At 72.2% G+C, this 26,157-nt stretch carries 23 protein-coding genes; 11 read left to right on the top strand and 12 right to left on the bottom strand.

Annotated features, from left to right (window positions below; translation table 11 throughout):
- Nucleotides 1-13: 13 nt before the first annotated feature.
- On the bottom strand, nucleotides 14-1,549 hold the full coding sequence (locus tag CA984_RS20225) for an acyl-CoA synthetase (RefSeq protein ID WP_086574701.1): 1,536 nt from the start codon (nucleotides 1,547-1,549) through the stop codon (nucleotides 14-16).
- Nucleotides 1,550-1,733: 184 nt separating this feature from the next.
- Complete coding sequence (locus CA984_RS20220; RefSeq protein WP_086574683.1) at nucleotides 1,734-2,972, bottom strand: alpha/beta hydrolase family protein; 1,239 nt, start codon at nucleotides 2,970-2,972, stop codon at nucleotides 1,734-1,736.
- A gap of 174 nt (nucleotides 2,973-3,146) precedes the next feature.
- On the opposite strand from CA984_RS20220, the gene CA984_RS20215 reads away from it, so the two are divergent.
- Nucleotides 3,147-4,322 carry a sensor histidine kinase gene (locus CA984_RS20215; protein ID WP_242676064.1) on the top strand — a complete coding sequence of 392 codons (1,176 nt, stop codon included), beginning with the start codon at nucleotides 3,147-3,149 and terminating at the stop codon, nucleotides 4,320-4,322.
- The gene (locus CA984_RS20210) at nucleotides 4,319-4,984 is read left to right on the top strand and encodes a response regulator transcription factor (protein WP_086574679.1); all 666 of its coding nucleotides are present in this window, start codon (nucleotides 4,319-4,321) and stop codon (nucleotides 4,982-4,984) included. Before CA984_RS20215 ends, CA984_RS20210 begins: the two co-directional genes overlap by 4 nt.
- A gap of 43 nt (nucleotides 4,985-5,027) precedes the next feature.
- On the opposite strand, the gene CA984_RS20205 is transcribed toward CA984_RS20210, so the two are convergent.
- The 5 genes from CA984_RS20205 to lon all read right to left on the bottom strand — a co-directional run bounded on the left by CA984_RS20205 (nucleotide 5,028) and on the right by lon (nucleotide 11,645).
- A complete protein-coding gene (locus tag CA984_RS20205) occupies nucleotides 5,028-5,861 on the bottom strand; it encodes a MetQ/NlpA family ABC transporter substrate-binding protein (protein ID WP_086574699.1) in 834 nt (277 codons plus the stop codon).
- Nucleotides 5,862-5,939: 78 nt separating this feature from the next.
- A complete protein-coding gene (locus CA984_RS20200; protein ID WP_086574677.1) occupies nucleotides 5,940-6,596 on the bottom strand; it encodes a methionine ABC transporter permease in 657 nt (218 codons plus the stop codon).
- Between the two features lie 55 nt (nucleotides 6,597-6,651).
- Nucleotides 6,652-7,614 carry a methionine ABC transporter ATP-binding protein gene (locus CA984_RS20195; RefSeq protein WP_086574675.1) on the bottom strand — a complete coding sequence of 321 codons (963 nt, stop codon included), beginning with the start codon at nucleotides 7,612-7,614 and terminating at the stop codon, nucleotides 6,652-6,654.
- Between the two features lie 363 nt (nucleotides 7,615-7,977).
- The gene (locus CA984_RS20190) at nucleotides 7,978-9,111 is read right to left on the bottom strand and encodes a Fic family protein (RefSeq protein ID WP_086574673.1); all 1,134 of its coding nucleotides are present in this window, start codon (nucleotides 9,109-9,111) and stop codon (nucleotides 7,978-7,980) included.
- A 164-nt stretch (nucleotides 9,112-9,275) separates the two neighbouring features.
- A complete protein-coding gene (gene lon, locus CA984_RS20185) occupies nucleotides 9,276-11,645 on the bottom strand; it encodes an endopeptidase La (protein WP_086574671.1) in 2,370 nt (789 codons plus the stop codon).
- Between the two features lie 210 nt (nucleotides 11,646-11,855).
- On the opposite strand from lon, the gene CA984_RS20180 reads away from it, so the two are divergent.
- The 8 genes from CA984_RS20180 to CA984_RS20145 all read left to right on the top strand — a co-directional run bounded on the left by CA984_RS20180 (nucleotide 11,856) and on the right by CA984_RS20145 (nucleotide 18,904).
- Nucleotides 11,856-13,148, top strand: coding sequence for a sensor histidine kinase (locus tag CA984_RS20180; protein ID WP_086574669.1), 1,293 nt, complete (start codon nucleotides 11,856-11,858; stop codon nucleotides 13,146-13,148).
- Nucleotides 13,145-13,801, top strand: coding sequence for a response regulator (locus CA984_RS20175; RefSeq protein WP_086574666.1), 657 nt, complete (start codon nucleotides 13,145-13,147; stop codon nucleotides 13,799-13,801). Before CA984_RS20180 ends, CA984_RS20175 begins: the two co-directional genes overlap by 4 nt.
- Before the next feature lie 247 nt (nucleotides 13,802-14,048).
- Nucleotides 14,049-14,789: an alpha/beta hydrolase gene (locus CA984_RS20170; RefSeq protein ID WP_086574664.1), complete on the top strand. Its 741-nt coding sequence runs from the start codon at nucleotides 14,049-14,051 to the stop codon at nucleotides 14,787-14,789.
- On the top strand, nucleotides 14,782-15,891 hold the full coding sequence (locus CA984_RS20165) for an acyltransferase family protein (RefSeq protein ID WP_086574662.1): 1,110 nt from the start codon (nucleotides 14,782-14,784) through the stop codon (nucleotides 15,889-15,891). Before CA984_RS20170 ends, CA984_RS20165 begins: the two co-directional genes overlap by 8 nt.
- 78 nt (nucleotides 15,892-15,969) lie before the next feature.
- Nucleotides 15,970-16,623: a biliverdin-producing heme oxygenase gene (locus CA984_RS20160; RefSeq protein WP_086574697.1), complete on the top strand. Its 654-nt coding sequence runs from the start codon at nucleotides 15,970-15,972 to the stop codon at nucleotides 16,621-16,623.
- Between the two features lie 89 nt (nucleotides 16,624-16,712).
- Entirely contained in the window at nucleotides 16,713-17,318 is a 606-nt protein-coding gene (locus CA984_RS20155) for a TetR/AcrR family transcriptional regulator (RefSeq protein WP_086574660.1), read from the top strand.
- Nucleotides 17,319-17,405: 87 nt separating this feature from the next.
- A complete protein-coding gene (locus CA984_RS20150) occupies nucleotides 17,406-17,732 on the top strand; it encodes a hypothetical protein (RefSeq protein WP_086574658.1) in 327 nt (108 codons plus the stop codon).
- Between the two features lie 101 nt (nucleotides 17,733-17,833).
- Nucleotides 17,834-18,904: a DUF6745 domain-containing protein gene (locus CA984_RS20145; protein ID WP_086574656.1), complete on the top strand. Its 1,071-nt coding sequence runs from the start codon at nucleotides 17,834-17,836 to the stop codon at nucleotides 18,902-18,904.
- A gap of 34 nt (nucleotides 18,905-18,938) precedes the next feature.
- Here the strand turns inward: CA984_RS20145 and CA984_RS20140 are convergent, their stop codons facing one another.
- The 5 genes from CA984_RS20140 to CA984_RS20120 all read right to left on the bottom strand — a co-directional run bounded on the left by CA984_RS20140 (nucleotide 18,939) and on the right by CA984_RS20120 (nucleotide 24,363).
- The gene (locus CA984_RS20140; RefSeq protein WP_242676063.1) at nucleotides 18,939-19,835 is read right to left on the bottom strand and encodes an STM4011 family radical SAM protein; all 897 of its coding nucleotides are present in this window, start codon (nucleotides 19,833-19,835) and stop codon (nucleotides 18,939-18,941) included.
- Nucleotides 19,832-21,151, bottom strand: coding sequence for an STM4012 family radical SAM protein (locus tag CA984_RS20135; RefSeq protein WP_086574691.1), 1,320 nt, complete (start codon nucleotides 21,149-21,151; stop codon nucleotides 19,832-19,834). Before CA984_RS20135 ends, CA984_RS20140 begins: the two co-directional genes overlap by 4 nt.
- A gap of 92 nt (nucleotides 21,152-21,243) precedes the next feature.
- Nucleotides 21,244-22,050, bottom strand: coding sequence for an STM4013/SEN3800 family hydrolase (locus tag CA984_RS20130; protein ID WP_207620953.1), 807 nt, complete (start codon nucleotides 22,048-22,050; stop codon nucleotides 21,244-21,246).
- Between the two features lie 76 nt (nucleotides 22,051-22,126).
- Nucleotides 22,127-23,335 carry an STM4014 family protein gene (locus CA984_RS20125; RefSeq protein WP_086574654.1) on the bottom strand — a complete coding sequence of 403 codons (1,209 nt, stop codon included), beginning with the start codon at nucleotides 23,333-23,335 and terminating at the stop codon, nucleotides 22,127-22,129.
- Between the two features lie 65 nt (nucleotides 23,336-23,400).
- Nucleotides 23,401-24,363 carry an STM4015 family protein gene (locus tag CA984_RS20120; RefSeq protein ID WP_086574652.1) on the bottom strand — a complete coding sequence of 321 codons (963 nt, stop codon included), beginning with the start codon at nucleotides 24,361-24,363 and terminating at the stop codon, nucleotides 23,401-23,403.
- 114 nt (nucleotides 24,364-24,477) lie between these two features.
- Here CA984_RS20120 and CA984_RS20115 point away from each other — a divergent pair, with 114 nt between their 5' ends.
- Nucleotides 24,478-25,905: an MFS transporter gene (locus tag CA984_RS20115; protein WP_242676062.1), complete on the top strand. Its 1,428-nt coding sequence runs from the start codon at nucleotides 24,478-24,480 to the stop codon at nucleotides 25,903-25,905.
- The last annotated feature ends 252 nt before the right edge of the window (nucleotides 25,906-26,157 follow it).

The raw sequence follows: 26,157 nt of genomic DNA, 5'->3' as shown, positions 1-26,157 counted from the left end.
GCCGCATCCGGGGTCAGTGGCCGGCGGGCCAGTACTCGTCGCGGAGGAGGCGCTTGTAGAGCTTCCCGGTGGGGTGCCGGGGCAGCTCCTCACGGAAGTCGACGGACCTGGGGCATTTGTAGGGGGCGAGCCGGGAGCGGCAGTAGTCGATCAGCTCGGCCTCCAGCGCCGGACCGGCCAGGTCCATGGAGATCGGCTGGACGACGGCCTTGACCTGCTCGCCCATCTCCTCGTCCGGGACGCCGAAGACCGCCACGTCCGCCACCTTCGGATGCACGGACAGGACGTTCTCGGCCTCCTGCGGGTAGACGTTCACCCCGCCGGAGATGATCATGTATGAGCGGCGGTCGGTGAGGTAGAGGAAGCCCTCCTCGTCGAGATAGCCGATGTCGCCGAGGGTGGTCCAGCCCCGGCCCAGCGGGTCCTGCGAGGATCTCGTCTTCTCCTCGTCGCCGTGGTAGACGAATCGGGGCCCGTCGGAGAAGTAGACGGTGCCGTGCTCGCGCGGCGGCAGCTCGTTGCCGTCCTCGTCGCAGACGTGCACGACGCCGAGCAGCGGGCGGCCGACCGTGCCCTTGTGCTTGAGCCAGTCGTCAGGACCGACGTAGAGGAATCCGTTGCCCTCGGTCCCGGCGTAGTACTCGTGGACGATCGGCCCCCACCAGTCGATCATCCGTTCCTTGACCGGGACCGGGCAGGGCGCGGCGGCGTGGATCGCGCAGGTCAGCGACGACAGGTCGTACCGTGCCCGCACCGGCTCCGGCAGCTTGAGCATCTTGATGAACATGGTCGGCACCCACTGCGAGTGCGTGACGCCGTACTTCTCGATCAGCGCGAGCGCCTGCTCGGGGTCGAACCTCTCCATCACCACGAGCGTCGCGCCGAGGCGCTGGAAGCTCATGCAGTAGCGCAGCGGGGCGGCGTGGTACAGCGGCGCCGGGGAGAGGTAGACGCTGTCGGCCGACGGCGCGAACAGGAACTGGATGAGCTGCAGCAGCGGCCCCGGCGTGTCCAGCGGAGCCTTGGACAGGGTGGGTTTGACGCCCTTGGGCCGCCCGGTGGTGCCGGAGGAGTAGAGCATGTCCATGCCCTGGCACTCGTCCTCGACGGGCGTGGCGGGGTGGGAGGCCACCGCCTCCTCGTAGGAGCCGAAGCCGGGGGCGACGCCGTCCAGCATGAGCCTGAGCTCCACTTTCGGCGTCGCCCCGGTGATCGAGGTGGCGACCTCCGCCAGCTTCGCGGAGGAGACGAACACACGCGCCCCGCAGTTGTCCACGATGTAGGCGAGTTCGTCGGTCGTCAGCCGCGAGCTGATGGCCGTGTAGTACAGGCCCGACCGGTGCGCGGCCCAGGCGACCGCCAGGAACAGCGGATGGTTCTCCAGCATGAAGGCGATGTGGTCGCCCGGCCGGAGTCCGGCGGCGCGGAACAGGTGGGCCAGCCGGTTGGACTCCTCGTCCAGCTCGCGGTAGGTCACGACCTGTCCGGAGTCCGCCATGATCACAGCGGGCTTGTCCGGCGAAACTGCTGCGATGGCTCCCGGGTGCATGAAACCGAACATTACTCGGTTTGATGTTCGGTGAGAAGGCATGACAGGGCCGTGGCTCCAGGCACCGCAGGAGCCGCGGCCAGGCGGGAGAGCTCCGGACGAGTCGCGCCGAATGCGATCAGTGGTCGGTGAGCCGCTGACCGCCCGCCCGGTCCCGAAGCCGTGCCATACGGCGGTGGGCGGATCAGGGGATGAGGGAGACTTCGGGGAAGCGGGCGTCGGGGGTGTCGAAGAGCCGGGTGGACCGCCTGTTCAGGTGCAGGTCGAAGAAGGCCGCGACGTAGGCGCGCTGGGCCGACACGGACCGGCCGGGGTSGATCGTGCCGACGAAGTCGGCGACGGGCACCTTCGGCGACGCCGCTGCGATCTGCGGCAGCATCACCTGCAGGTCGGTGAACGAGCCGTGCGCCGCGCCCGCGAAGCGCAGCTCCCGTTTCCAGCCGGTCGAGGCATCCCAGAAGGACTGCCGGCTCGGTTCGCTCGCCCGGGTGTGCGCCTCGGCTGCGACCTGCAGGAACGGTTTGGCGACGCCGGTCTTCGCCACCCGGCCGACATAGCCGCCGTCGAGGTTGACCCCCGCGTCCACGCGCCGGTCGTCGTGGACAAGCTGCGCGGCCACCGACCCGCCGAGGGACTGGCCGAGTACTCCCACCCGGGACAGGTCCGGGGCGCCGCGCAGCCCGGCGGGCAGCTGCCCGGCCTCCTCGCCGAGGCCGTGGCCGCGTCCCAGCGCGGCGATCCTGCCGAGGACGAACCGCATGTCCGCGAGGCGGGCCCGTGAATGCCGCTCGAGCAGCTTGGCGATGACGCGCGGAGTCAGCTTCTTCGGCAGGGGCACCGCTCGCACGACCCGCCCGCCGGGGAACTCCACCTGGTCGGCCTCGTAGGTGTGGTCCACGGTGACGACCAGGTAGCCACGGGCGGCCAGGTCCTCCACCAGGGCGGTGCCGAGCGTGCGCGGGCCGCCGTCCCCGGAGCCGAAGAGCACGACCGGGAGCCTGCCCGCCCGGCGGTCCACCGGCGCGCCGACGCGGGCATGGGCAGGCGTGGCGGCCCAGTCCACCGCGCCCGCCGCGATGCCCATGGGCGGCGCGGAGCGGCGGTCCCAGTCGGCCGCGGCCAGGGGCGCCATATGGGGGGCGACTGGCAGGGTCCGGCCGGTGTCCTTCGCCGGGTACCACAGGCTGACCATCAGCTCCCGGTAGGGCTCCGACCTGACCAGGGGGTCGGGGCGCGACCGGTCGACCAGGCGCACGGCGAGGGTGCCGACGGGGTACGGTCCGGCAGGCGCGGGCAGGGCCATCGTGACACGGTGCCCAGCGGACGCATGATGGGCCGGGACAGCGGGGGCGGCCGTGGCAGGCGCGGTGACCGCGGCCAGCGCCAGCCCGGCGACCGCTGCGGTGATCTTGACGAAGAACATGTGAGGTCCCTTGCGAGCTGCGGATTCCTGTGTCCGACGAGGCTGGCAGCGGGGCGCGGCCCCGGGCCAGCGGCGTACGGCTGATCCACGCCTACGACTTTCGGCTGACATGCCCCGATGTTCATCCTGAAACAGGATGGGGAGCGAACCCGCAGGACAACTAGGGTGAGCGGCATGAAGCAAGGCGACCGTCCAGTGGCCTGCCTCGCAGCGTCCACGCGATGGCCGTCCATGCCTGCCGACGCGCTGCTGGCGGCCGTGATCTTTCTTGCCACGCTCGGGCCCGGCCGGGTGCCGGCACCCGGCGAGCCGGGGCCGCTGCTGCTTCAGGTGGCCCTGGTTGCGCCCCTGGTGTGGCGGCGGCGCGCGCCGCTGACGGTGTTCTACGCGATCGCGGCGGCGGCCGCGGTCCAATGGGTCGTCGGCGTGCAACTTCCCGCCGACGCCGCGTTGCTGGTCGCTCTCTGCACCGTTGGCGCGCGCTGTACCGGGCGGCAGACGCTGGTGGCCGGGCTCACGCTGGAGGCCGGAGCGCTGCTGGCCGCGGCGCGATGGGCGCCGCCCGGCCAGTTCCCGTTCACGGCGGCCGCGTTGACCGCGATGGCCGCCGCCGCCCTCGCCACGGGCCTGTGGACGCGTGCCCGGCGGGCGTACGTCACCTCCCTGGAGCACGACCGCGAGCAGCGGGCGCGGCTCGCCGTCGCCGAGGAACGCGCCCGGATGACCCGCGACATGCACGACATCGTCACCCACAACCTGTCGGTCATGGTGGCGCTGGCCGACAGCGCGGCGTACGTACGGCACGGCGCGCCGGAGCAGGCGGCCGCCGCTGTGGAGCAGATCGCGGCCACCGGGCGGCAGGCCCTGGACGACATGCGACGCTCCCTCGGCGCCGGCGAGCACGGCGAGCCCTGCCGGCAGGCCGGCGCGCGACTGCAGCCGGCGCCCGGGATCGCCCAGCTCGGCCCTCTGACCGACAGGATGCGCGCGGCCGGGCTGCCGACCCGGCTGGAGGTGACCGGTGACCCGGCGGCGATCCCCGCCGTCGCCCAGCTCACCGTCTACCGGCTGGTCCAGGAGGCACTGACGAACGCGCTCAGGCACGCTCCCGGGGCGGCGGCCGAGGTCCGGGTCCGCCTGACGCCGCGGTGCGCCGCCGTGGAGGTCGTCGACGACGGCCGCCCGGGGCCCGCGTCAGGAGAGGCCCACGGGCGGGGCCTGGTCGGCATGCGCGAGCGCGTCGCCGCCTACGGCGGTACCCTCCATGCCGGTCCGCTGCCCGGCGGCGGCTGGCGGGTGGCGGCCGGCCTCGACATCGGCGGCGACATGGCGGGGAAGGGCACGGCGTGACGATCCGGCTGCTGATCGCCGACGATGAGTCGTTGCTGCGCATGGCGTTCCGCATGGTGTTCCAGGCCGAGCCGGACATGGAGGTGGCCGGCGAGGCGGGCGGCGGCGACGAGGCCGCCCGGATGGCCCGGATGCTCCGTCCCGACGTCGTGCTGATGGACGTACGCATGCCCGGCGTCGACGGGATCGAGGCCACCCGCAGGATCGTCAGGGACTCCCCGCGCTCACGCGTGCTCATCCTGACCACCTTCGACCTGGACGAGTACGCCTTCGCCGGGCTGAAGGCCGGGGCCTCGGGCTTCCTGCCGAAGAACACGCGGCCCGAGGAACTGCTGGCCGCGATCCGCAGCGTGGCGGCAGGCGACGCCGCGGTCTCCCCGCGGATCACCCGCCGCCTGCTGGAGAAGTTCGCCCCCCAGCTCATGCCCGGCGCTCCCGAGCGCGACGAGCGGCTGGCACTGCTCACCTCCCGCGAACACGAGGTGCTGGTCCAGGTGGCGCGCGGGCTGTCCAACGCCGAGGTCGCCGCGGCGATGCACCTGGCCGAAGCCACCGTGAAGACGCACTTCAGCCGGGTCCTGCTGAAGCTGGGGCTGCGGGACCGCGCACAGGTCGTGGTCTTCGCCTACGAGAGCGGTCTCATCCGCCCGGCGACCTGGTAGCCCGGCCTCCGGCCGACCACCTGATCACACCTCGGAACAACCCCTAGGAGGCGGGGGTGACGGCTCCCTTGTAGGTCTGCTCGATGAACTGCTTCACCTCGGGGCCGGCGAGCAGCTTGGCGAGCTTGACCACGCGGGGGTCCTGCTCGCTGCCGGCGGCCACCACCAGGCCGTTGGCGTAGGGGTTGCCCTCGGCCTTCTCCAGCACCAGCGCGTTCTCGGCCGGCTTGAGACCGGCTTCGAGGGCGTAGTTGCCGTTGATGACGGCCGCGTCCACGTCCTCCAGCGAACGGGGCAGCTGGGCGGCCTCCAGCGGCTGGAACTTCAGGTTCTTGGGGTTGCCGGTCACGTCGCGCTCGGTGGCCGCGGTGCCGACCCCGTCCTTCAGGGTGACCAGGCCGTTGTCGGCGAGCAGCTTCAGCGACCGCCCCAGGTTGGTGGCGTCGTTCGGCACGGCGACGGTCGCGTTGGCGGCCAGCCCGGCGACGTCGGCGACCTTCTTGGAGTACAGACCCAGCGGCTCCAGGTGGACCGGCTGCACGAAGCTCAGCTTGGTGCCCTTGGATGCGTTGAAGTCCTCCAGGTAGGGCTTGTGCTGGAAGTAGTTGGCGCCGAGCTGGCCGTCGTCGAGCTGCACGTTCGGCTGGACGTAGTCGGTGAACTCGACGATCTCCAGGTTCAGGCCCTCCTTGGCGGCGAGCTTGTCCTTGACGAACTTCAGGATCTGGGCGTGCGGGACCGGACTCGCACCGACCTTGAGCACCTCCGTGGCGGAGGTCGTGCCGGCGTCGGCCGTGGTGGTCTCGGTCGAGCCGCAGGCCGTCAGCGTGAGGGCCAGAGCAGTGATCGCGGATGCGATTCCTATGAATTTACGCATGGTGTGCTCCTTCTGGGCGTGGAAGATCACAGGCACCGGCCTGTGGCGGTATCCCGGGGGGAGGGAGGAAAAAAGAGGTCAGTGACGCGTGAGACGGCGGGCGACGGTGTCGCCCAGGGTCTGCACGAGCTGGACGATGACGATCAGCACGACGACGGTGACCACCATGAGCGTGGTCTCGAAGCGCTGGTAGCCGTAGCGGATGGCCAGGTCGCCGAGACCGCCGCCGCCGATCGCCCCGGCCATCGCCGAGTAGGAGATCAGCGCGACCACGGTCACGGTGAGCCCCGCGACCAGGCCCGCCATCGCCTCGGGCAGCAGGACCTTGCCGACGACGGTGCTCCCGCCGGCTCCCATGGCCTGGGCGGCCTGCACCTTGTCCCGGCCGACCTCGCGCAGCGCGGTCTCCACCAGCCGAGCGAAGAACGGCGCGGCGCCGAGGGTGAGGGGCACCACCGAGGCGACGGTGCCGATGGTCGTGCCCACGATCAGCCTGGTCAGCGGGATGACCGCGATCATCAGGACGATGAACGGCAGGGAACGGCCGATGTTGACGACCAGCCCGAGCACCCGGTTCAGGGTCCACGACGGGAACAGGCCGTCCCGGTCGGTGACGACCAGCGCCACGCCGAGCGGCAGCCCGATCAGCACGGTGAACAGGGTGGACCAGGCGACCATCTGGGCGGTCTGCCAGGTCGACTCCCACAGCAGGGGGGTCATCTCATCCCATGTCATGCGTCATCCTCCGTCGGCCGCGGTCCCTCGGTGTCGTGTCTGCCGGTGCGCTCGCTCACGGGCTCTCCTCCACCAGCAGGCCACGGCCGGACAGGTAGGCGAGGGCCGCGGCGCGCTCGTCACCGGTGAGGCGCAGGCGCAGGCGGCCGGCGGAGACGCCGGCCACCTCTTCCAGCGCGCCGCCGAGGATGTTGACGTCCACGTCGAACTTGCGGACCACCTCCGACACCACGGGCTCGTCGGCCTGCCCGGTGAAGGTGATCGTGACGCTGCCGGGGTCCGGCGCGGGGAGGGGGAACAGCTCCGCGGTGAGCCGGGATCCCGGCGTGGCGATCAGCTCCGGGATGGCCCCGGACTCCTCGACCAGGCCGTTGCGCATGATGGCGGCCGAGTCGCAGATCGACTTGACGACGTTCATCTCGTGGGTGATCAGCAGGATGGTCAGGCCGAGCTCCCGGTTCAGGCTCTTGAGCAGCGCCAGGATCGACTGCGTGGTGCCCGGGTCGAGTGCCGAGGTGGCCTCGTCCGACAGCAGCACCGCGGGGTTGCCGGCCAGCGCGCGGGCGATGCCGACCCGCTGCTTCTGCCCGCCGGACAGCTGCGCGGGGTGCGCCCCGGCCTTGTCCGCCAGCCCGACCAGCTCCAGCAGCTCGGCGACGCGCCTGGCGCGGTCGGCCTTCCCGATCCCCATGACCTCAAGCGGGAACGCGACGTTGCCGGCGACCGTGCGGGAGGACAGCAGCGCGAAATGCTGGTGGATCATCCCGATCCGCTGCCGGGCTCTGCGCAGCTCGCTCTGCCCCAGCGCGGTCAGCTCCTGCCCCGCCACGGTGACGGTGCCCTCGGTGGGCCGCTCCAGCAGATTCACGCAGCGCAGCAGCGTGCTCTTGCCGGCACCGCTCTGCCCGAGCACGCCGAAGATCTCACCCTCGCGGACATGAAGGTCGACGCCGTCGATGGCGACCACCTCGCGGTCCCGATCTCGATAGACCTTTCGCAGGCCTGACACATCAATCACAGCTGTTCCCCAACATCAGACAGATCGTCGAAAAGACTCCGGGCGGGGGAAGGGCTAGCGCGTGCCGGGGTGAAAGGGGAGATGGCTCAGACGGCGCAGGACGAGATCGTCCGCGGGGCAGGTCATGGTCTCGGAGCCTTCGTGAAGGGAACGGGCGGGGGCGGAGTTCAGCGCACGGCGCGGATGCGGCGCATGCCGGGCATCCCACACATGCGCGCACCACAACACGCGCCCCGCCTCTGCGGGGACATGCCGGCCTGCTGTGCCACGCTCACGTTCACGTCTGCCTCAACACGGGTCCCGCTTACCCTAATTCCCGACACGTTATGTGATCTCAATCACCCCGACTCCCGGCCGGTGGGGTCAGTCCCGCCGGTAGGGGTCGCGCAGCGGAGTGACCCGCGCGGCGAACTCGTCCTTGATCTCCTGCATCCTGGGACCGGGCGCGTAGAAGCGCCCCTTGGTCTCCCCGTACGGCCGCAGCCAGCCCCTGGCCGCGAGATCACGCAGATCCCTGGCCGCCTGCCCCTGGCTGAGCGACTCGTCCGCCTGGTACCGGGTGCGGCGCAGCCGCCTGTTGACGAACACCTCGTAGAGCGCCGACACGGTCCGCGCGTTCAGCCCCTCGGCGTCGGTCTGCCCCTCCAGCAGCATCCACACCTCCCCCGCCTCCGACAGCCGCCGCCGGACCTGCTGGGCCTGCATGTGGTGAGCGCGCAGGCAGAAGCGCACCCAGTGGAGCGTGTCCCCGTTCGGGCTCCAGTTCCGTCTGCCGCGCGCGCTCAGCACCCGGTAGTAGTCGACCGTGTTCTCCATGCTTCCGAGCCACTCCTCGATCGAGGAGAACTCCGGGGTGGTGATCTGGTCCCTGCCGAGCACGAGCGTCTGCAGGGCGCGCGACATCCGGCCGTTGCCGTCCCGCCACGGGTGGATGCTCACCAGGTTGAAGTGGGCCATCGCCGCCCGCACGTAGCTCGGCGCGTCGAGGTCGCCCGAATTGAGCCAGTCGACCAGCTCGCCCAGCAGTCCCGGCACCTCCTCGGCGTCCGGGCCCTCGTAGACGACCTCGCCCGTCGCGGAGTTGCGGACGTAGACGCCGCCGGGCCGTACGGTGCCCGGAGTCTTGTCCACGTGATGCCCGATCATCATGAAGTTGAGCGAGTGGAGCAGGCCGGCGTCGAACCCGAACACCGGGGTTCGCGACAGAAGCTGGATATAGGTCAGCGCCTGCTGGTATCCGGCGATCTCCCGGGCCACTCCGGTGGAGGTCTCCAGCGGATCCTCGCCGGACATGATCGACTCGATGTCCTCCACGCTGGCCCGGTAGCCCTCGATGGAGTTCGACCCCTGGATCGCCCGTGCCTGGAGCTGCCGCCGCAACTGGCCGTCCCAGCGGTGCGTCTCCGCCAGGCGGTACTTCAGGTCGCGCCGCATCTCCTCGATCTCGCCGAGCACCAGCTCGTCCATGGCCTCCAGCCGAGGCGTGTCGTACAGCATGCCCTTATGACAGCATGGGTGAATCATTCAGTCAATCGACTTTATGATTCGTGGATATATGTCCGCCATACGCGTTTTGGCCGGTCAGGCGGGTGGGACCGACCCTCCCCCGGACGGCGGACGGCCCGCCCTCCGGGGAGAGCGGGCCGTCCGGGTGAGAAGGGTCAGGCCAGGGCGCGCTCGGCGACCTTGGCCGGGGTGAGGGCGATCTCCAGGACCTCGCGCACGTCGCTCACCACGTGGACGGTGAGCTCGCCGCGGACGGCCTCGGGCACGTCGTCCAGGTCGGGCTCGTTGCGGGCCGGGATCAGCACGGTGGTGATGCCCGCCCGGTGGGCGGCCAGCAGCTTCTGCTTGACCCCGCCGATCGGGAGCACCCGGCCGGTGAGGGAGACCTCACCAGTCATGGCCACGTCGTTCCTGACCGGTCGGCCCGACAGCAGCGAGGCCAGGGCCGTGGTCAGGGTGACGCCGGCGGACGGACCGTCCTTGGGGACCGCGCCCGCGGGGAAGTGGATGTGCACCGAGCGGTCCTTGAGGGACGCCACGGGCAGCTCCAGCTCCGCGCCGCGCGAGCGCAGGTAGGACAGGGCGATCTTGGCCGACTCCTTCATGACGTCGCCGAGCTGACCGGTCAGGGTCAGGCCGGTGTCGCCGGTCTCCGGGTCCGCCAGCGACGCCTCCACGTAGAGGACGTCACCGCCGGCGCCGGTGACCGCGAGGCCGGTGGCCACACCGGGCACCGCCGTACGCTGGCGGGACTCCGGCAGCGAGGACTCCGGCACGTGGCGCGGGCGGCCGAGGTAGGGGACCAGGTCCCCGACGGTCACGGGCAGCTCGCCCTCGCCGAGCGCGACGTTGGCGGTCACCTTGCGCAGGATCCTGGCGATCGAGCGCTCCAGGGACCGGACTCCGGCCTCCCGGGTGTACTCGCCCGCCAGCCTGCGCAGCGCGTCCTCCTCGACGGTGACGTCCTCGGCGGTGAGGCCGGCCTTGTCGAGCTGGCGCGGGAGCAGGTGGTCGCGGGCGATCGCGACCTTCTCGTCCTCGGTGTAGCCGTCGAGCGTCACGATCTCCATGCGGTCCAGCAGCGGGCCGGGGATGGACTCCAGCACGTTGGCGGTCGCCAGGAACAGCACGTCGCTGAGGTCGAGCTCGACCTCCAGGTAGTGGTCGCGGAAGGTGTGGTTCTGCGCGGGGTCGAGCACCTCCAGCAGCGCGGCCGTCGGGTCGCCCCGGTAGTCGGAGCCGACCTTGTCGACCTCGTCGAGCAGCACGACCGGGTTCATCGAGCCGGCCTCGCGGACGGCCCGGACGATCCGGCCGGACTGGGCGCCGACGTAGGTGCGCCGGTGGCCCCGGATCTCGGCCTCGTCTCGGACTCCGCCGAGGGCGACGCGGACGAACTTGCGGCCCATCGCGCGGGCGACGGACTCGCCCAGCGAGGTCTTGCCGACTCCGGGAGGGCCGGCCAGCGCGAGCACGGCGCCGCTGCGTCGCCCGCCGACCACGCCGAGGCCCTTCTCGGCCCGGCGTCCGCGGACGGCGAGGTATTCGATGATGCGGTCCTTGACGTCGTCGAGGCCGGTGTGGTCGGCGTCGAGGACGGCGCGGGCCGCGGCGATGTCGTAGGAGTCCTCGGTCCGCTCGTTCCACGGGATGTCGAGGACGGTGTCGAGCCAGGTGCGGATCCAGCCGGTCTCGGGAGACTGGTCGGAGGTCCGCTCCAGCTTGTCGACCTCCTTGAGCGCGGCCTCGCGCACCTTCGCGGGCAGGTCGGCGGCCTCGACGCGGGCGCGGTAGTCCTCCTCCTCGGTCTCCGGGGAGGTGCCGTTGAGCTCGGACAGCTCCTTGCGGACCGCGGCGAGCTGCTGGCGGAGCAGGAACTCCCGCTGCTGCTTCTCCATGCCCTCCTGGACGTCCTTGCGGATCGTCTCGGCCACGTCGAGCTCGGCGAGGTGCTCGCGCGCCCACTCGACCAGCATCGAGAGCCGGTCGGCCGGGTCGGCGGTCTCAAGGATCTCGGCCTTGCGCTGGGTGCTCAGCCAGGGGGCGTAGCCGGAGCTGTCGGCGAGGACCGACGGGTCGTCCATCTGGTTGACCGCGTCGACGACCTGCCAGGCGCCCCGCTTCTGCAGGATGGTGGTGGACAGCGCCTTGTACTGCTTGCCCAGCTCCTCGGCGCGCTCGCCCGCCTGGACGGCCTCCATCACGGTGGCCTGCACCCAGAGGGCCGCGCCGGGGCCGGTCGTGCCGGAACCCACGCGGACCCGGTCGACACCACGCACCACGGCGGCGGGCTCGCCGCCGGGCAGCCTGCCCACCTGCTCGACTACCGCCCGGACGCCGACGGAACCGTATCGCCCGTCGATCCGGGGAACGAGCAGCACCTCCGGCTTGTTGTCAGCGAGAGCCTGCGCCGCGTCGATCGCGGCCCGGATCTCGTTCTCGGACAGGTCCAGGGGAACCACCATGCCCGGCAGCACGACCTCGTCGTCGAGCGGAAGAACCGGGAGGATCAAGCTCTCACTCATGCGAACTCCAAAGGTTGAGTTACATGGACTCAAGTAATGGGAGCCGTGAAATGTTCCCGAGGTTGAGCGTGTTCGCTGTGAGCGATCGTAATTGTGTAATTTCGCTTCTCGGCGACCGTCCCGTCGCGCCCGCCGTACCTCCCGGGTGTGAGGCGGGGGGTCACCCCCGGGTGTGACGCCGTCCGGGCCGCGGCTGTCTAGGCTGGCCGGGTGAATCTGCCCGCCGGTCTGGTACGGCTCACCCGGCCGCTGACCCTGGCGGTGGTCAGCGGCCGTGCCGACCCTCCGTTCCCCCGCTCCCGCCGCCTGGGGATACCGATCCCCAGGTTCCTGGGGCTGCTGCCGTTCCGGACCGTCGACCTGGTCGTGCTGGCCAACCTGCTGATCGCCTGGCTCACCTACGACGGGGGGCTGTCCTCGCTCCTGTCGGGCAACGACGGGCTCTCCATTCCCTATCCCGAATGGCGGATCTACTACGCCGCCGTGGCCTGCTCCCTCCCGCTGCTGCTGCGCGAGCGCTGGCCGCTCGCCGCATGGCGGATCAGCATGCTGGGAATGCTCACCACCGCCCCGGTCATGGACACCCTGAGCGGACATCCCGTGTCGATAGCCGGGATCGTCGCCTATCTCCTGGTCGTCTACTCCGTCGCGGTCCGCTGCGGCCGGGAGACGACCCTGGGCGTGTGGATCTCCTCCATGCTCTGCATGGCGCTCTCGGCCACCAGCCGGGACGACCTCGTCATAGCCGCGATCCTGCTGAGCGTCACCGCGCTCTTCGGCTACAACGTGCGCGCCCGTCGGCTGGCCGCCAGGCGCCTGGCCGAGGAGGAACAGCGCAGCGAGCGGGCCCTCGCGGCGCAGGCCACGCTGGAGGAGAGGGCCAGGATCGCCAGGGAGCTGCACGACGTCGTCGCCCACCACATGTCGGTGATCGCCATTCAGGCGGAGGCCGTGCCCCTGCAGGCGGCCGGTGACGTCGGACGCCTGGAGGAGGGGCTGAGAGAGATCCGCGCGCTGTCGCTGGCGGCCATGACCGAGATGCGCCGCGTCGTGGGCGTGCTCCGGGACGGCGACGGACGCGCGGACACCGCGCCGCAGCCGGGCCTCGGCCGCCTGGAGGAGCTCGTCGGCACCGCGCGCTCGGCCGGGCTCACCGTGACGCTCAAGCTGGGCGGCGACCTGATGGGGCTGCCCACGGCGGTGAGCCTGTCCGCCTACCGGATCGCCCAGGAGTCGCTCAGCAACGCCATGCGGCACGCGCCCGGCTCGGCCGTCTCGATGAGGATCAGCCGCTCCGGCGCCGAACTGCACATCCACGTGGAGAACGACGCCAGGCGCCGCTCCCCCGCCGCGCCGGAGCACGCGGGAGAACCGGGGCACACGGGGCACGGCCTGATCGGGATGCGGGAACGGGTCTCCATGCTCGGCGGAAAGCTGTGGACCGGGCCCGTGGGAACGGGCTTCGCGGTCACCGCCATACTTCCGATCGTGGAGAACGCATGACGATCCGGGTGCTCATCGCCGACGACCAGGGCATGGTCCGGACCGGGTTCACCGTGTTCCTGGACTCCCAGCCGGACATCGAGGTCGTGGGCGAGGCGGCCGACGGCCGCGAGGCCGTGGCCCGGGTGGCCGAGCTGCGGCCGGACGTGGTGCTGATGGATGTGCGGATGCCGGTAATGGACGGCCTGGCGGCGACGCGGGCGATCCTGGACGGGGGCGGCTCCCCGCCGAAGGTCCTGATCCTGACCACCTTCGACCTCGACGACTACGTGTACGAGGCGCTGCGGGCCGGGGCCAGCGGATTCCTGCTCAAGGACGCCTCCGCCCAGCAGCTCGCCGAGGCGGTCCGGGTGGTCGCGGCCGGGGAGGCGCTGCTCGCGCCCTCGGTGACCAGGCGGCTGATCTCGGAGTTCGCGCGCGTCGGACCGCGCCGCCCGCGCGGCCGGCTGGACGACATCACCGAGCGGGAGACCGAGGTGCTCGCCCTCATCGCCCAGGGCCGCTCCAACCAGGAGATCGCCGAGGAGCTCGTGCTGTCGGAGCAGACGGTCAAGACCCACGTGGGCCGGATCCTGGCGAAGCTGAACCTGCGCGACCGGGCCCAGGCGATCGTCCACGCTTACGAGACGGGCCTGGTCCGCCCGGGCGGGTGAGTCTCCCTGCCCGCCCGAGCCGGCGAGTCCCGGCCCCGCTCGCCCTGCCGCCTTGACGGGTGAGTCTCCCGGCCCCGCTCGCCTCCGCCCGCCCGAGCCGGCGAGTCCCGGTCCCGCTCACCCCTGCCCGCGCCGAACCTCCCTCACCCCTGGGAGGGACCCGCGAGATGGGTGTCCGGGGGTGACGTGCGCGACAGGCCCCGATTCCTAATGTCCTGTCCGGTTCCCCAACCGGACAGGAGGCTCCATGTTCCGCCGCGCGCTCGCCGTGGCCACCGCCGCCGCGCTCACCTATGCGATCGTCCCCGCTCCCCGTGGCGACCGGATAGTCAGGGTCTACGGCGATCTCCGTACGGCCGGGCACGTCGCGGTCATCGTCCCGGGCTCCGACACCACGGTCGCCAACTTCGACGGCGGCAGGGCCAAGCCGTACAGCACGCCGGGGGGTGGCGCCCGGGCGGTGCTGGCCGAGGCGCGGGCGCTGGACCCCCGGGCCGGGCTGGCGGTGGTCGCCTGGCTCGGGTACGACAGCCCGGGGACCGTCAGCCTCGCCGCGGTGACCGACGGGGCCGCCAGGAGGGGCGCCGTGGAACTGCGGCGCTACGTCGCCGAGACGCTCAGGGGCAAACGGGTCAGCCTGCTGTGCCACAGCTACGGGTCGGTCGTGTGCGCCATGGCCGCGCCCGGGTCGGACGTCGCGGATGTGGCCGTCTTCGGCAGCCCCGGCCTGGGCGTCCCCCGCGCGTCCGCGCTGGGCGGCACCCGGCTGTGGGCCGGCAGCGGCAGCCGGGACTGGGTGCGGAAGGTGCCCAAGCTCCGGCTCGGGCCGCTCGGCTTCGGCCCCGACCCGGCGGACCCCTCCTTCGGCGCCCGGCTGTTCGTGACCGGCCCCGCCGGGCACAGCGACTATCTCAGGCCCGGCAGCGAGTCCCTGCGCAACCTCACCCTGATCGCCCTCGGCCGGACGGGCGAGGTGTCGCGTGGCTAGCGTCACCGCCCGGATCGGGAGTGCCACTCCGGCGGACCGGGACCGGGGGGTGGACGCGCTGCGCGCGCTGGCGATCCTCGGGGTCGTCGCGGGGCACTGGCTGGTCACGACGTGGGTGCACGGGCCCGGCGGGAAGGTGTACATCTCCAGCCCGCTCGCCTACCTGCCGGCGCTCACCCCGCTGTCGTGGGTGTTCCAGACGCTGGCGGTGTTCTTCTTCGTGGGCGGCTACGCGGCGGCGCGGAGCCTGCGCTCGGCCACAGGGTATCCGGCCTGGGTGCGGGCCAGGACGGGGCGGCTGCTGCGGCCGGTGGGTCCGCTGGCGCTGGTCTGGACGGGGATCGCCGCCGGGATGGCGCTGCACGGCATGCCGTACGGGACGATCAGGGCGCTGGCGCTGCCGGCCGTCGGGCCGCTGTGGTTCCTGGCGGTCTTCGCCGCGCTCAGCGCTGCCACTCCGCTGCTGCTGCGGGTACGGCCGGGCGCCGTGGCCGTCTCGGCGTTCGCGGTCGTGCTGGTGGTGGACGCGCTCAGGTTCGGGGAAGCCGGGCCGGACTGGCTGAAGTGGGTGAACCTGGTGGCCGGGTGGCTGCTGCCGTACGTGCTCGGGGTCGGCTGGGCGGGCGGCGCACTCGCCTCGCGCCGGGCGGCGGTGGCGCTGCTGGCGGGCGGCGCGGCCGGGACCGCGGTGCTGGTGGCCGGGTTCGGGTATCCGGCGAGCATGGTGGGCGTGACGGGGGCGGAGATCTCCAATCTCGGCCCGCCCACGCTGGCCGCGGTCTGCTTCGGGGTCGCCCAGGTGGGGCTGGCGCTGCTGGTGCGCGAGCCGCTGGCCCGGCTGATGCGGCGGCCCCGGCTGTGGGCGGCGGTGGCGGTGGCCAACCTGGGCGCGATGACGCTCTTCCTGTGGCACCAGACCGCGCTGACCGCGACCGTCCTGGCGGCGCTGCGCTTCGGCGACGTGCCCGGCCTGCTGACGCCGCCCACCGATCCGGTGTGGCCGCTGTACCGGCTGGCCTGGCTCCCGGTGTTCGCCGCGCCGCTGGGGGCTGTCTGGCTGCTCCAGCGCGCCCGGAGGCGGTTTGATGACAGGGTGTCGTGATCAGCTTGACGAGATCCCTCCGCTTTTGTGACACTGTGTCATGAAAGTCGCGAAAGGCCCATTCGACGCGGAGTGATCATGAGCGAGTCGCCGTTCTCCGAAGTACTCAGGAACGCCACCTGGGGCGACCACGAGTCAGCCGAGGACGACAGTTACCTCAAGGCCCTGATGGCCGGGCAGCTCAGCCGCGAGGCCTACGGGGAGCTGATCGCCCAGCACTACTTCGCCTACGTCGCCCTCGACGGCGCCTCCAGGGCGCTCGCCGACGACCCGGTCGCCGGGCCGTTCGTCTTCCCCGAGCTCTACCGGGAGGAGGCGCTGATCCGCGACCTGGAGACCGTCTACGGCGCCGGCTGGAAGTCCAGGATCGAGCCCTCCAAGCCGACCCGGACGCTGGTCGCCCGGATCAACCAGGTCGCGACCTGGCCGGGCGGCTACATCGCCCACCACTACACCCGATACATGGGCGACCTGTCCGGCGGGCAGTTCATCCGGATGGAGCTGCAGAAGATCTACGGCTACCAGCCGGGCGGCGGCGTCGACTTCTACCTGTTCGACGAGGTCGGCAGCCTGCCGCGGTTCAAGAACGAGTATCGCGCCCGGCTGGACGCGCTGCCCGTGGACGAGGCCGAGAAGCAGCGGATCATCCGCGAGACCAAGCTCGCCTACCTGCTCAACACCGAGGTGCTGGGCGAGCTCGGCCGCGTGGTGCGGGCCGAACTCGCCGCCTGACCTTCCCCGCCCCGGTACCGTCCGGTTCCCGCCGCCGGGGCCGCGCCCGCCGCCCGCCCGCGGCGCCGCCCCTGTGCGACCATGGGGGCATGCCCCGGATTTCGGCCCCGACGATCGGCGAGCACCGCGCCCAGACGCAGGACCGCATCCTGCAGGCGGTCTCGCGCCTCTCCCGTGACCAGGGCATCGACACCATCTCGATGACCGACGTGGCGGGCGAGGCCGGGATCACCCGGACCGTCCTCTACAACTACTTCCCCGACAAGGCGGCGCTGCTGCTGGCCTTCACCGAGCGGGTGACGCACTACTTCATCGAGAGCTACGAGCGGGAGCTGCCCGAGCAGGCCTCCCCCGCCGAGCGGCTGCGCGCGTTCGTCCGGCTCCAGCTCGCCGGGCTGCTCGCCCACCCCCATCCCGGCCCCGCCGACCTGTCGGCTGCCCTGGGACCCGACGCCTACCAGCGCCTGGCCGACCACGTCGCGCCGATGCAGGACATCCTGACCGGCATCATCGACAGCGGCGTGGCCTCGGGCGACTTCCACGCCCCCGACGTCGCCGCCGCCGCCCGCATCATCTTCGCCGTCATCGGCGCGGAGCGGGTGCCGCTGCTCAGCGGCACGGTGACGCCCCAGGAGGCCGAGGAGACCGTCTGCGGGTTCGTGCTCCGGGGGCTGGGCGCCCGGACGACCTCCTGACCGGTCCCGCCCCGGGCTCCTCGGGCGGAGAAATGTCGGTGGGGATGGCTAGTTTTCGATCGACCCCCGATGCGAGGAGCCTGCCAGATGTACCGCCAGGGAGACATCCTGATCGTGCCCGTCCCCGAGGAGGCCGTGCCCGCTCCGGCCCGGACCTCGCCGTCCGCAACACGTGACGCCCGTGGCCGCCTGGTGCTGGCCCTGGGCGAGGCCACCGGCCACGCCCACGCGGTGGTCGGCCCCGGCACCCTGGTCCGAGGCCTGCGGCCGATGGACCCCGACTTCCTGCACGTCCCCCAGGGCGGGCGCGTCGTCCACGAGGAACACGCCGCCATCTCCCTGCCCAAGGGCTGGTACCGCGTGCAGCGCCAGCGCGAATACGTCCCCGGCGCCTTCCGCGTCGTCGCCGACTGACTCCTTCCCCGCCTCCGCCTCCGCCTCCCCGCCCGACCGGCCGGCTCCCTCCGGAAGCGCCGCCGGCGCGGGCGGTCCGTTCACCTGAGGAGCTCCCGACCATGACCGTCACCACCGAACTGGCCGACGTCCTGACCGCCGCCGCGCTCCGCTGGCAGGAGGTGGCCTTCCAGACCGGCCCCGCCGACCGTCCCGGGGCGGAGGCGGGGATACGGCTGGCCTACCGGAGCGCCGGGCTGGCCGATCCCGAAAAGATCATCTGGGTCGACTCCCCCGCCGCGGGGGCCCGCGCCATCGCCACGCTCGGCGCCGGCAGGCCGGTGCGCGACGCGGTGCGGACCGGGCCGTGGGAGCGGGCCAGGGCGGAGGCGCACACCTCGCTCGGTCCCACGGCGTGGCCGCTGGCCTGGTCGCTGACCGGGGGGCGGCTCTGGGACCCGGTGAGCGCGCTCGTCACCCGGATCCGCCGGGACATCGCGGAGACGGCGGAGTCGCAGGCCCTCACGGTGACGGCGGAGTCGGCGGAGGAGTCGCAGGCCGTCGCGTCCGCGCTGCGCGCCTCGACCCTGGACGCCGTGCTGGGCCAGCATGACGCGCCGTGGCTGTCGCTGTTCGACGCGCTGGGCAGCCCCGAGGTGGCGGCGCTGGTCCAGGTGGCCCGGTCGGCGGGCTGGTGGTGGCCGTTCGAGAGGGTGGCCATCGTCTGCGAGCGCCCCGCCGAGCTGCACCTCGACGAGCTGTCGCGCCTGCACCGCGCCGACGGCCCGGCGCTGCTGTTCCCCGACGGCTTCGCCATGCACGCCTGGGGCGGCATGCCCGTCCCCGCCGGCTTCGCCGACTCCATGGCGGCGCTCACCCCCCAGCGCATCCGCGCCGAGGAGAACGCGGAGCTTCGCCGGGTCATGCTGGAGCACTTCGGCTACGACCGCTACCTCACCGAGTCCGGGGCGACCCCGCTGCACCAGGACGAGACAGGCGTCCTGTGGCGGATCGACCTGCCCGAGGACGAACCGGTGGTGATGGTCGAGGTGATCAACTCCACCGCGGAGCCCGACGGCACCTTCCGTAAGTACTGGCTGCGGGTGCCCCCGTCCACCCGCACCGCCCGCGAGGGCGTGGCCTGGACCTTCAACCTGTCCGAGGCCGAATACCACCCGGCCCGGGAGACCTGAGACGCGGGAGACCCGCCCCGGCGGCCCGTCCGGGTCAGGTCAGGTGCGGGATGCGTTCCAGGATTCCGCCCGCGAAGACGTCGTAGAGACCGGTCTGCTCCAGGTGGACGTAGCCGATGTGGCAGTCGCACAGGGCCGCCGGGCACGGCCTCGCCGCCGGGCGGAAGGTGCCGTCGTAGAGGTTGCCGAGGACGGCCGGGACGAAGTGGCAGCGCCGTACGGTGCCCTCGCCGTCCACCGAGATCACACTGTCCCCCGTACGGCAGGGCCGGCCGGCGCTGCGGTGCGGGGTGCGGCTGTAGGGGAAGAGGGGGTCGATCCGCGTCCAGTCGGCCGCCTCCTCATCGGTGTAGAGGCGCCCCTCGGCGGCGTTCACCCACAGATACACCTCGGCGGGCAGGTCGTCCCGGAGCCGGCGGGCCTGCTCCAGGTGCTCGGGCAGCCCGACGACGCCGACGCTGAAGCGGACCCCGCGCCCGGCCAGGTCACGGCACCTGGCCAGGAAGCGTCCGTGGGCGACCTGACCGGGGTGGTAGGTCACCCAGAGCGCGAGCGTGTCCAGGTCCGCCTCGGCCAGCCAGTCGGGGCGGCAGCTGAAGTTGGTCTGGATGGCGACCCGCCGGACGTGCGGGAGGTGGCTGAGCTCCACCATCGCCCGCCGGTACCACGACCGCACGAGCCCCTCGCCCCACGGCGTGAACAGCACCGAGAGGGGATGGTCCCGTCCGACCGCCCACGCGGTGAACCGCTCCAGCGCCGTCCGGTCCCGGCGCAGCTGCTCGGTGCCGTCGCGGCGCTTGGCGAACGGGCAGTAGGGGCAGTCGTAGTCGCAGCTGGACAGCGGGCCCCGGTAGAGGATCGTCAGGTGGCCGGGGTCCTGCCCTCCGGCCCGCAGGACAGGGAGGTCACGGCCGCTCGCGGGTTTGTTCAACTGTTCTCGTATCCCGCCATCAGCTCGCGGACCCGGCCGGAGAACAGCGCCGGGCCGACGGCGTCGGAGTGCGCCAGCCCCTCGGCGCCGAGCCGGAGCCGGCCGCCGGGGCGCGTCCCGGCCTCCGAGCCGGCCGCCTCCAGCCAGCCCCGGCCGGCCAGGCGCTCCAGATCCTCGCCGAAGTCGGCCGTCACCTCGGTGCCGAAGCGCTCCCGGTAGGCGGCCGGGTCCAGCCCCTCGGCCTGGAGCAGCGACTGGATCAGGTGGCGGCGGCGCCGCTCGTCCTCATCCAGCCGGAACCCCACGTTGGCGAGCGCGAACTCCCCGGGCGCGAGCCGTACGTAGTCGTCGATGATCGCGCGCACCTGGCCGGCGCCCACCGCGTACTCGTAGGAGTAGTGCAGGTCGGAGGTGTAGGACCGGGCCCCGCAGCCGAGCCCGACCATGCCGTCGCTCTGGCAGTCGTAGCCGGTCGTGCCGGAGGCTCCCGGCAGCCGGAACATCCGCATCGACACCTGCTCGTACCCGGCGGCCAGCAGGTGGTCACGGCCCTGCCGGTAGAGGCCGAGCCGGTGGTCGTCCCAGTCGCGGGCGCGGCGGCCGAGGCCGGTGAGCGGGCGGACGTACAGCGGGTAGAGGTAGACCTCCTCGGGCTTCCAGGCGAGCGCGGCGTCCAGCGAGAGGCGCCAGGACCGCTCGGTCTGCCCGTCGATCCCGTAGATCAGGTCGATGTTGAGCGCCTCGAACCCGGCCTCCCTGATGTGTCCGAGCGCCGTCTCGACCTCCTGCCGTCTCTGCGGGCGTATCGCCGCGCGGGCCTCGGCGTCGACGAAGCTCTGCACGCCGATCGAGATCCGGGTCGTGCCCCGCTCGGCCAGGACGGCGAGCCGGTCGGCCGTCGCGGTCGCCGGCGAGGTCTCCACCGACAGAGGCACGGCCCGCAGGTCGGCGCCCATGATCCGTTCGGTCAGATCGAACATCCGGGTGAGCTCGGCCGCGCTCAGGTAGGTGGGCGTGCCGCCGCCGATGGCCGCGGTGACGAACCTCGGCTCCTCCAGGGCGTCCCGTACGGCCTCCGCCTGGCGTTCCAGGGCGTCCAGGTAGGCGGCGACGAGCTCCTCGGGGGCGCCGGTCCGGGTGAACAGGTTGCAGAACCCGCAGCGCATCTCACAGAACGGGATGTGCAGGTAGAGGAAGAGGCTCCCGAGCGGCTCCCCCGACCACACCTCCCGCAGCGACGGGCGCGGCTCCAGCGGCCGGTATGCCGTCTTGTGCGGGTAGGCGTACACATACCCCTGGTACGGCCCCGCGCCGATCGCGCCGTCGGGGGCCGGTCGCGCCGGGGGGCCGCCCCGCCCGAGGGTCACCGTCTCCAGCACCCGCGTCCGTGCCCGGCCGGAACTCTGAGTCACCGCCACTGCCCCCGCTCCATCGTGAACTCTCCGTAGGGCACCGTCCAGACGACCTCGTGGCCGATCCGATGCCCGGTGTATCCGTCCTCACCGTAGGCGGTGCCGTGATCGGAACAGACGATCGCGAACCCCGGCCGCCGGGCGCTCATCAGGGCGAAAAGCCGGCCGATGTGCCGGTCGACGTACTCCAGCGCAGCGGCGTGGCTCTCCCGGCTGTCACCGTGCTCGCGGGTGGCGCCCGGCAGGTGGAACCAGTTGGGCTGGTGCAGCGCCGACACGTTGACGAACAGGAACACCGGCCCGTCCACCCTCGCCACCGCCCGCTCGGCGCACTCGATCTGCGCCTCGAACGACGTCGGCGAGGTCACTCCGAACGCCGGATCCCAGTGGCTCTCGGCGAACAGCCCCGGCAGTGCGGCCCCCAGAGGGGTGAGCTTGTTGAAGAACCCCACGCCCCCGACGCAGACGGTGTGGTATCCCGCCTGGGCCAGCCCGCCGGGCAGGTCGGGCGCGTCGAACACCCACGTCCCGCCGGCGGTGGTCTCGCTGCCGGGGAAGGCCGCCGCGAAGAGGCGGGGATGCGGTCCGGGCTCGGCGGGGGTCGGCAGGAACCCGGCGAGGATCGCGGCGTGCGCGGCGTAGGTGAAGCTCCCCGGGCTGTGCCGTCTCTGCCATCGCCCGCCGGGCAGCGCCCTGGCCAGGTTGGGCAGCCGCCCGGCCCCTGCCAGCTCCTCGGCCACGTCGTAGCGGAGCGTGTCGAGGGTCACCAGCAGAAGGTCATGGCTTCCCACGATCCCGTTCATGTCCCGCACCGTGCCCTCCTCCCCGGCCCCCGTGCCCATCCCGGGTCCGAGCGGCGGGCTGCCGTCCACCATCTCCTCACCCACCGGCGTTCCCTCCCGTGGGCGCCGGTACGGCGGGGTGGTGGGCGGTGGCGTCCGGCACCGCCGTACGGCGGGCGAGGATGGCTCTGACCTGGGCCTCGTAGGTGTTCAGGTGCTCGGCGCCGCCGCCGGGGAAGCCGGTCAGGCGGGGAAGCAGGTCGCCGAAGGCGTTGACCTCGGCCACGGCGACGCTCCGCCAGTCGACGCCGATCATCAGGTCGACCCCGGCGGTCAGGCTCCCCGGAAAGCACGACGCCGCCCGGGCGCACGCCTCGGTGACCCGCGCCCAGCCCTGCGGGCCGAGCCTGGTCCTGACCGCGCCGAGATCGCCGCGCTCACCGCCGAGGTGCAGGTTCGTCATGGGGGTACGGCTCGCGCGGACGACGGCGTGGGTCGGCGTGCCGTCCACCACGACCACGCGCAGATCGATCGTCCGCCCGTCCAGGCCCGCCTTGGGGAACCACCGCTCCACGTGGAGCCCGTCCCCGGCGAGCAGGTCGACGATCGCCGCCACGTCCGCCTCGTCCTCGTAGGATCGCACCCGCAGCGAGTTGTGCAGCCCGCCGGCGGACAGCTCCGCCGACGTCACCGCCTTGATCCGGTGACCGGAGGTCTGCAGGGCGACGACCCCGGAGGCGGACGAGCCGTGGGCCGGCTTGACGAACACCCGGCCCCAACCGGCCTGCCCCATCCGCTCGCGCAGCTCGGCGTAACCGCCGACCGGTCCGGGCAGCGCGGCGGGCACCGGCACTCCGGCCGCCGACAGCCTCGCGTGGCACAGCCGCTTGTCGAACATCACCGCGATCTCGTCGACGTCGGCGAGCAGCACGGCCCCGGGCGTCCGCTCGACGGCCCGGCGGATCCGCGCCGTCCCGGCGGTGAAGGCGGCGTGCCAGGCGGCGCCGCCGCCGACCCGGGACGGCTCGCCCGGACCGCGCAGCAGCGCGTCGGCCCCGGCGTCCTCTCCGGGCGACTCGATCCGCACGAGCGTCCCCGGCTCCAGCGTGACGTCCTGGCCCCGCAGCACGGAGGTCCACGGCACGACGGCGGGCTCCCGCAGGCCGTAGCGGACGCAAGCGTCGGCGAACATGGTCACCCGCCGCTCCCCCGGCGTGCCGACAACCGTCAGCGAGGCCGTCCGGCCACCGCCGCTCAACGCCACTCCTTCCGCGGCGGCCAGGGACGCCAGGCGCTCACGAATCATCGGAGAACCTGCTCGCCGACCGCGGCACAGCGGGCCTCCGGCTCCCGTTCACACCGCTCATCGGCCTACTCCGCCACGGCGATGTAGCGCCAGTCGTCGTCCGCCTCTTCCTGCTCGGACAGATCGACCTCGACGCCGGTGCCGGCGAAGGCCGCCTCGACGTGCTTGACCATCGGGCCGGTCAGGTAGTGGTGGTGCAGGTCCAGGTGCCTGAGATGGGTCAGCGGCTGGCCGGACAGCAGCGCCTCGGCGCCCTCGTCGGTGAGCGTGCCCATCGACAGGGCCAGCGACTCCAGCCCGGCCACCACCGGCGCCGACGCCACGGCCGCGGCGATCTCGTCCTGGATCTCGCTGTCCTGCAGGCCGAGGTGCCGCAACGCCGGCAGCCGCTCGCCGGACAGGATCGGCGCGAGGTCGGCTACCGTGGCGTCCCCGCCGTAGTCGCTCGTGCCGAGCCACATCTCCAGGTATTCGAGTGCGGGGAAGTCGCTCTCACCGACCGCGCGGACCACCTCGGCCGGCAGCCCGCCCGTCTCGAACCGCAGCACCCTGAGGCTCTCGTGCCGGACCGGCCGGAGCAGGAGCGCGGAGCCGCCGCGCACCTCCAGCCGCTCCAGCGACGGGAACGCCTCCAGCAGCGGCGTGACGTCGCTCTGCTGGATCCAGGAGATCTCGCACTCCTCCGACGCGATCGCGCCGAAGAACATCGAGCGCAGGGCGGGAAAGCGGCCGGCGTGCTCCACGAGAAGTCCGATGGCCTGCGCGGAACTGGTCTCGTAGGCGCTTCCCCAGTCGCCGACGATGAGGGCGGAGACCTTCGCCGGGTCCACCGCGGTGAGGAAGTGCCGGAAGTTCGCCTCGAACCCGTCATTCCGCCCGTTCCAGGAGATCCGCCAGGCCGCCGCCTCGGGGGCCGGCAGCCCTTCCGGAAGCGCGCCGTCGCTTTCCGGGGCCTCGACCACGGGCAGACCGGCGTAGCTCCCTCGGTTCAGCCTGCCGACTTCGTCATTGAACTCTCTGTAGTCCATCCTGGCTCCTGTCAGGCGAAACGTGACAGATCACGTCCTACCAGAGATCGCCGACACTTCTGGAATCATGAATCCCCATCGGGCGGACGAAAACGGTCAGCGATGATGAGAGTTATGGACAACGGCCACATTCGGCTCAGCTCAGCCCGGGGACGGTGGGTTCTGCTGACCACCGTGCTCGGTTCGGGGATCGCGCTGCTGGACGGCACGGTCGTCAACGTGGCGCTCCCCGCGCTCGGCGACGACCTCGGGGCCGACATGGCGGGCCTGCAGTGGACCGTCAACGCCTACACCCTCACCCTGGCGGGTCTGATCCTGCTGGGCGGCTCGCTCGGCGACCGGTACGGCAGGCGCAGGATCTTCCTGATCGGCGTGGTCTGGTTCGCCGTCGCGTCGGCCCTGTGCGGGCTGGCTCCCAACGTGGAGACGCTGATCGCGGCCCGGGCGCTCCAGGGCGTCGGCGGGGCGCTGCTCACGCCCGGATCGCTGGCCATCATCCAGGCGTCCTTCGTCCGCGAGGACCGGCCCAGGGCGATCGGAGCCTGGTCGGGGCTGGGCGGGACGGCGGCGGCCATCGGGCCGCTCCTCGGCGGGTGGCTGGTGCAGACGGTCGGATGGCGGTGGGTGTTCCTGATCAACCTGCCGGTGGCCGCGCTCGTGGTGGCGGTGGCCGTACGGCATGTGCCGGAGAGCAGGGACGTGGAGGCCACCGGGCGCTTCGACGTGCTCGGCGCGGCGCTGGCCGCGCTGGCACTGGCCGGGATCACCTACGGTCTGATCGACCTGCGGCCGGTCCCGATCGCGGTGGGCGTCCTGCTGGGAGCGGCGTTCGTCTGGCTGGAGATCAGGCGCTCGCCCCGCGCGCTGGTGCCGGTCGGGGTCTTCGCCTCCAAGGTGTTCACGGCGGTCAACGTCGTCACGTTCGTCATGTACGCCGCGATGAGCGTGGTGTTCTTCCTCCTGGTCGTCCAGCTCCAGGTGTCGGCGGGCTTCTCGCCGATGACGGCCGGATCCGCGATGATCCCGGTGACGGTCCTGATGCTGCTGCTGTCGTCGCGGGCGGGCGAGCTGGCCAAGCGGATCGGGCCCCGCGTCCCGATGACGGCGGGCGTCCTGATCTGCGCCGCCGCGCTGCTGCTGATGTCGAGGATCGGCGAGGGCTCGTCCTACCTGACGGGCGTGCTGGTCCCGACGGCCCTGTTCGGCCTGGGGCTGTCGGCGGCGGTCGCGCCGCTCACCGCGACCGTGCTGGCCACCGCCGAGGAGCGCTACGCGGGTGTGGCCAGCGGCGTCAACAACGCGGTCGCCCGGACCGGCGGGCTGCTGGCGGTCGCCGCGATCCCGCCGCTGGCCGGCCTGACCGGTGACGCCTTCCACGACCCGGTCGCCTTCACCGCCGGATTCCACACGACGATGCTGGTCAGCGCGGCGATGATGGCCCTCGCCGCACTGACCGCCTTCCTCACCATCCGCGAGAACGTCCTGGCCGACTCCCGGCCGCAGATGAGTTGCCCGGTGGAGGCTCCCCAGCAGGGCAGGTGAGAGCCGGAAGGCGAGGTCCCGGCTCCGGACACGCCGCCGGAGCCGGAGACCGGTAGCCCCGGTGAGCACGCCGCCGGTTCCGGCCCGGCATGTTCTCTACCCGCGCTGGTCATGTGAATTTCACATCCCGGTGGGCGGAGTGTCCGAATTCCCGGAGACCATTCCCCGTATGAGAGCTTCGCTCCTCGCCTCCGCCGTCCTCGCCCCCACCGTCCTCGCCTCTGCCGGCCCCCACCGTCCTCGCCTCTGCCG

The sequence above is a fragment of the Streptosporangium minutum genome (genome assembly GCF_002149035.1).
Lineage (GTDB): Bacteria > Actinomycetota > Actinomycetes > Streptosporangiales > Streptosporangiaceae > Streptosporangium > Streptosporangium minutum.
Note: the sequence above shows the minus strand (reverse complement) of the source record. Positions and strands in the feature narration are given on the sequence as shown.

Coding starts and splice junctions, on each gene's coding strand:
- CA984_RS20225 (WP_086574701.1), bottom strand. CDS start 1,549: ATGCACCCGGGAGCCATCGCAGCAGTTTCGCCGGACAAGCCCGCTGTG.
- CA984_RS20155 (WP_086574660.1), top strand. CDS start 16,713: ATGCCCCGGATTTCGGCCCCGACGATCGGCGAGCACCGCGCCCAGACG.
- CA984_RS20150 (WP_086574658.1), top strand. CDS start 17,406: ATGTACCGCCAGGGAGACATCCTGATCGTGCCCGTCCCCGAGGAGGCC.
- lon (WP_086574671.1), bottom strand. CDS start 11,645: ATGAGTGAGAGCTTGATCCTCCCGGTTCTTCCGCTCGACGACGAGGTC.
- CA984_RS20190 (WP_086574673.1), bottom strand. CDS start 9,111: ATGCTGTACGACACGCCTCGGCTGGAGGCCATGGACGAGCTGGTGCTC.
- CA984_RS20170 (WP_086574664.1), top strand. CDS start 14,049: ATGTTCCGCCGCGCGCTCGCCGTGGCCACCGCCGCCGCGCTCACCTAT.
- CA984_RS20215 (WP_242676064.1), top strand. CDS start 3,147: ATGAAGCAAGGCGACCGTCCAGTGGCCTGCCTCGCAGCGTCCACGCGA.
- CA984_RS20200 (WP_086574677.1), bottom strand. CDS start 6,596: ATGACATGGGATGAGATGACCCCCCTGCTGTGGGAGTCGACCTGGCAG.
- CA984_RS20175 (WP_086574666.1), top strand. CDS start 13,145: ATGACGATCCGGGTGCTCATCGCCGACGACCAGGGCATGGTCCGGACC.
- CA984_RS20125 (WP_086574654.1), bottom strand. CDS start 23,335: ATGATTCGTGAGCGCCTGGCGTCCCTGGCCGCCGCGGAAGGAGTGGCG.
- CA984_RS20145 (WP_086574656.1), top strand. CDS start 17,834: ATGACCGTCACCACCGAACTGGCCGACGTCCTGACCGCCGCCGCGCTC.
- CA984_RS20115 (WP_242676062.1), top strand. CDS start 24,478: ATGGACAACGGCCACATTCGGCTCAGCTCAGCCCGGGGACGGTGGGTT.
- CA984_RS20205 (WP_086574699.1), bottom strand. CDS start 5,861: ATGCGTAAATTCATAGGAATCGCATCCGCGATCACTGCTCTGGCCCTC.
- CA984_RS20160 (WP_086574697.1), top strand. CDS start 15,970: ATGAGCGAGTCGCCGTTCTCCGAAGTACTCAGGAACGCCACCTGGGGC.
- CA984_RS20130 (WP_207620953.1), bottom strand. CDS start 22,050: ATGAACGGGATCGTGGGAAGCCATGACCTTCTGCTGGTGACCCTCGAC.
- CA984_RS20120 (WP_086574652.1), bottom strand. CDS start 24,363: ATGGACTACAGAGAGTTCAATGACGAAGTCGGCAGGCTGAACCGAGGG.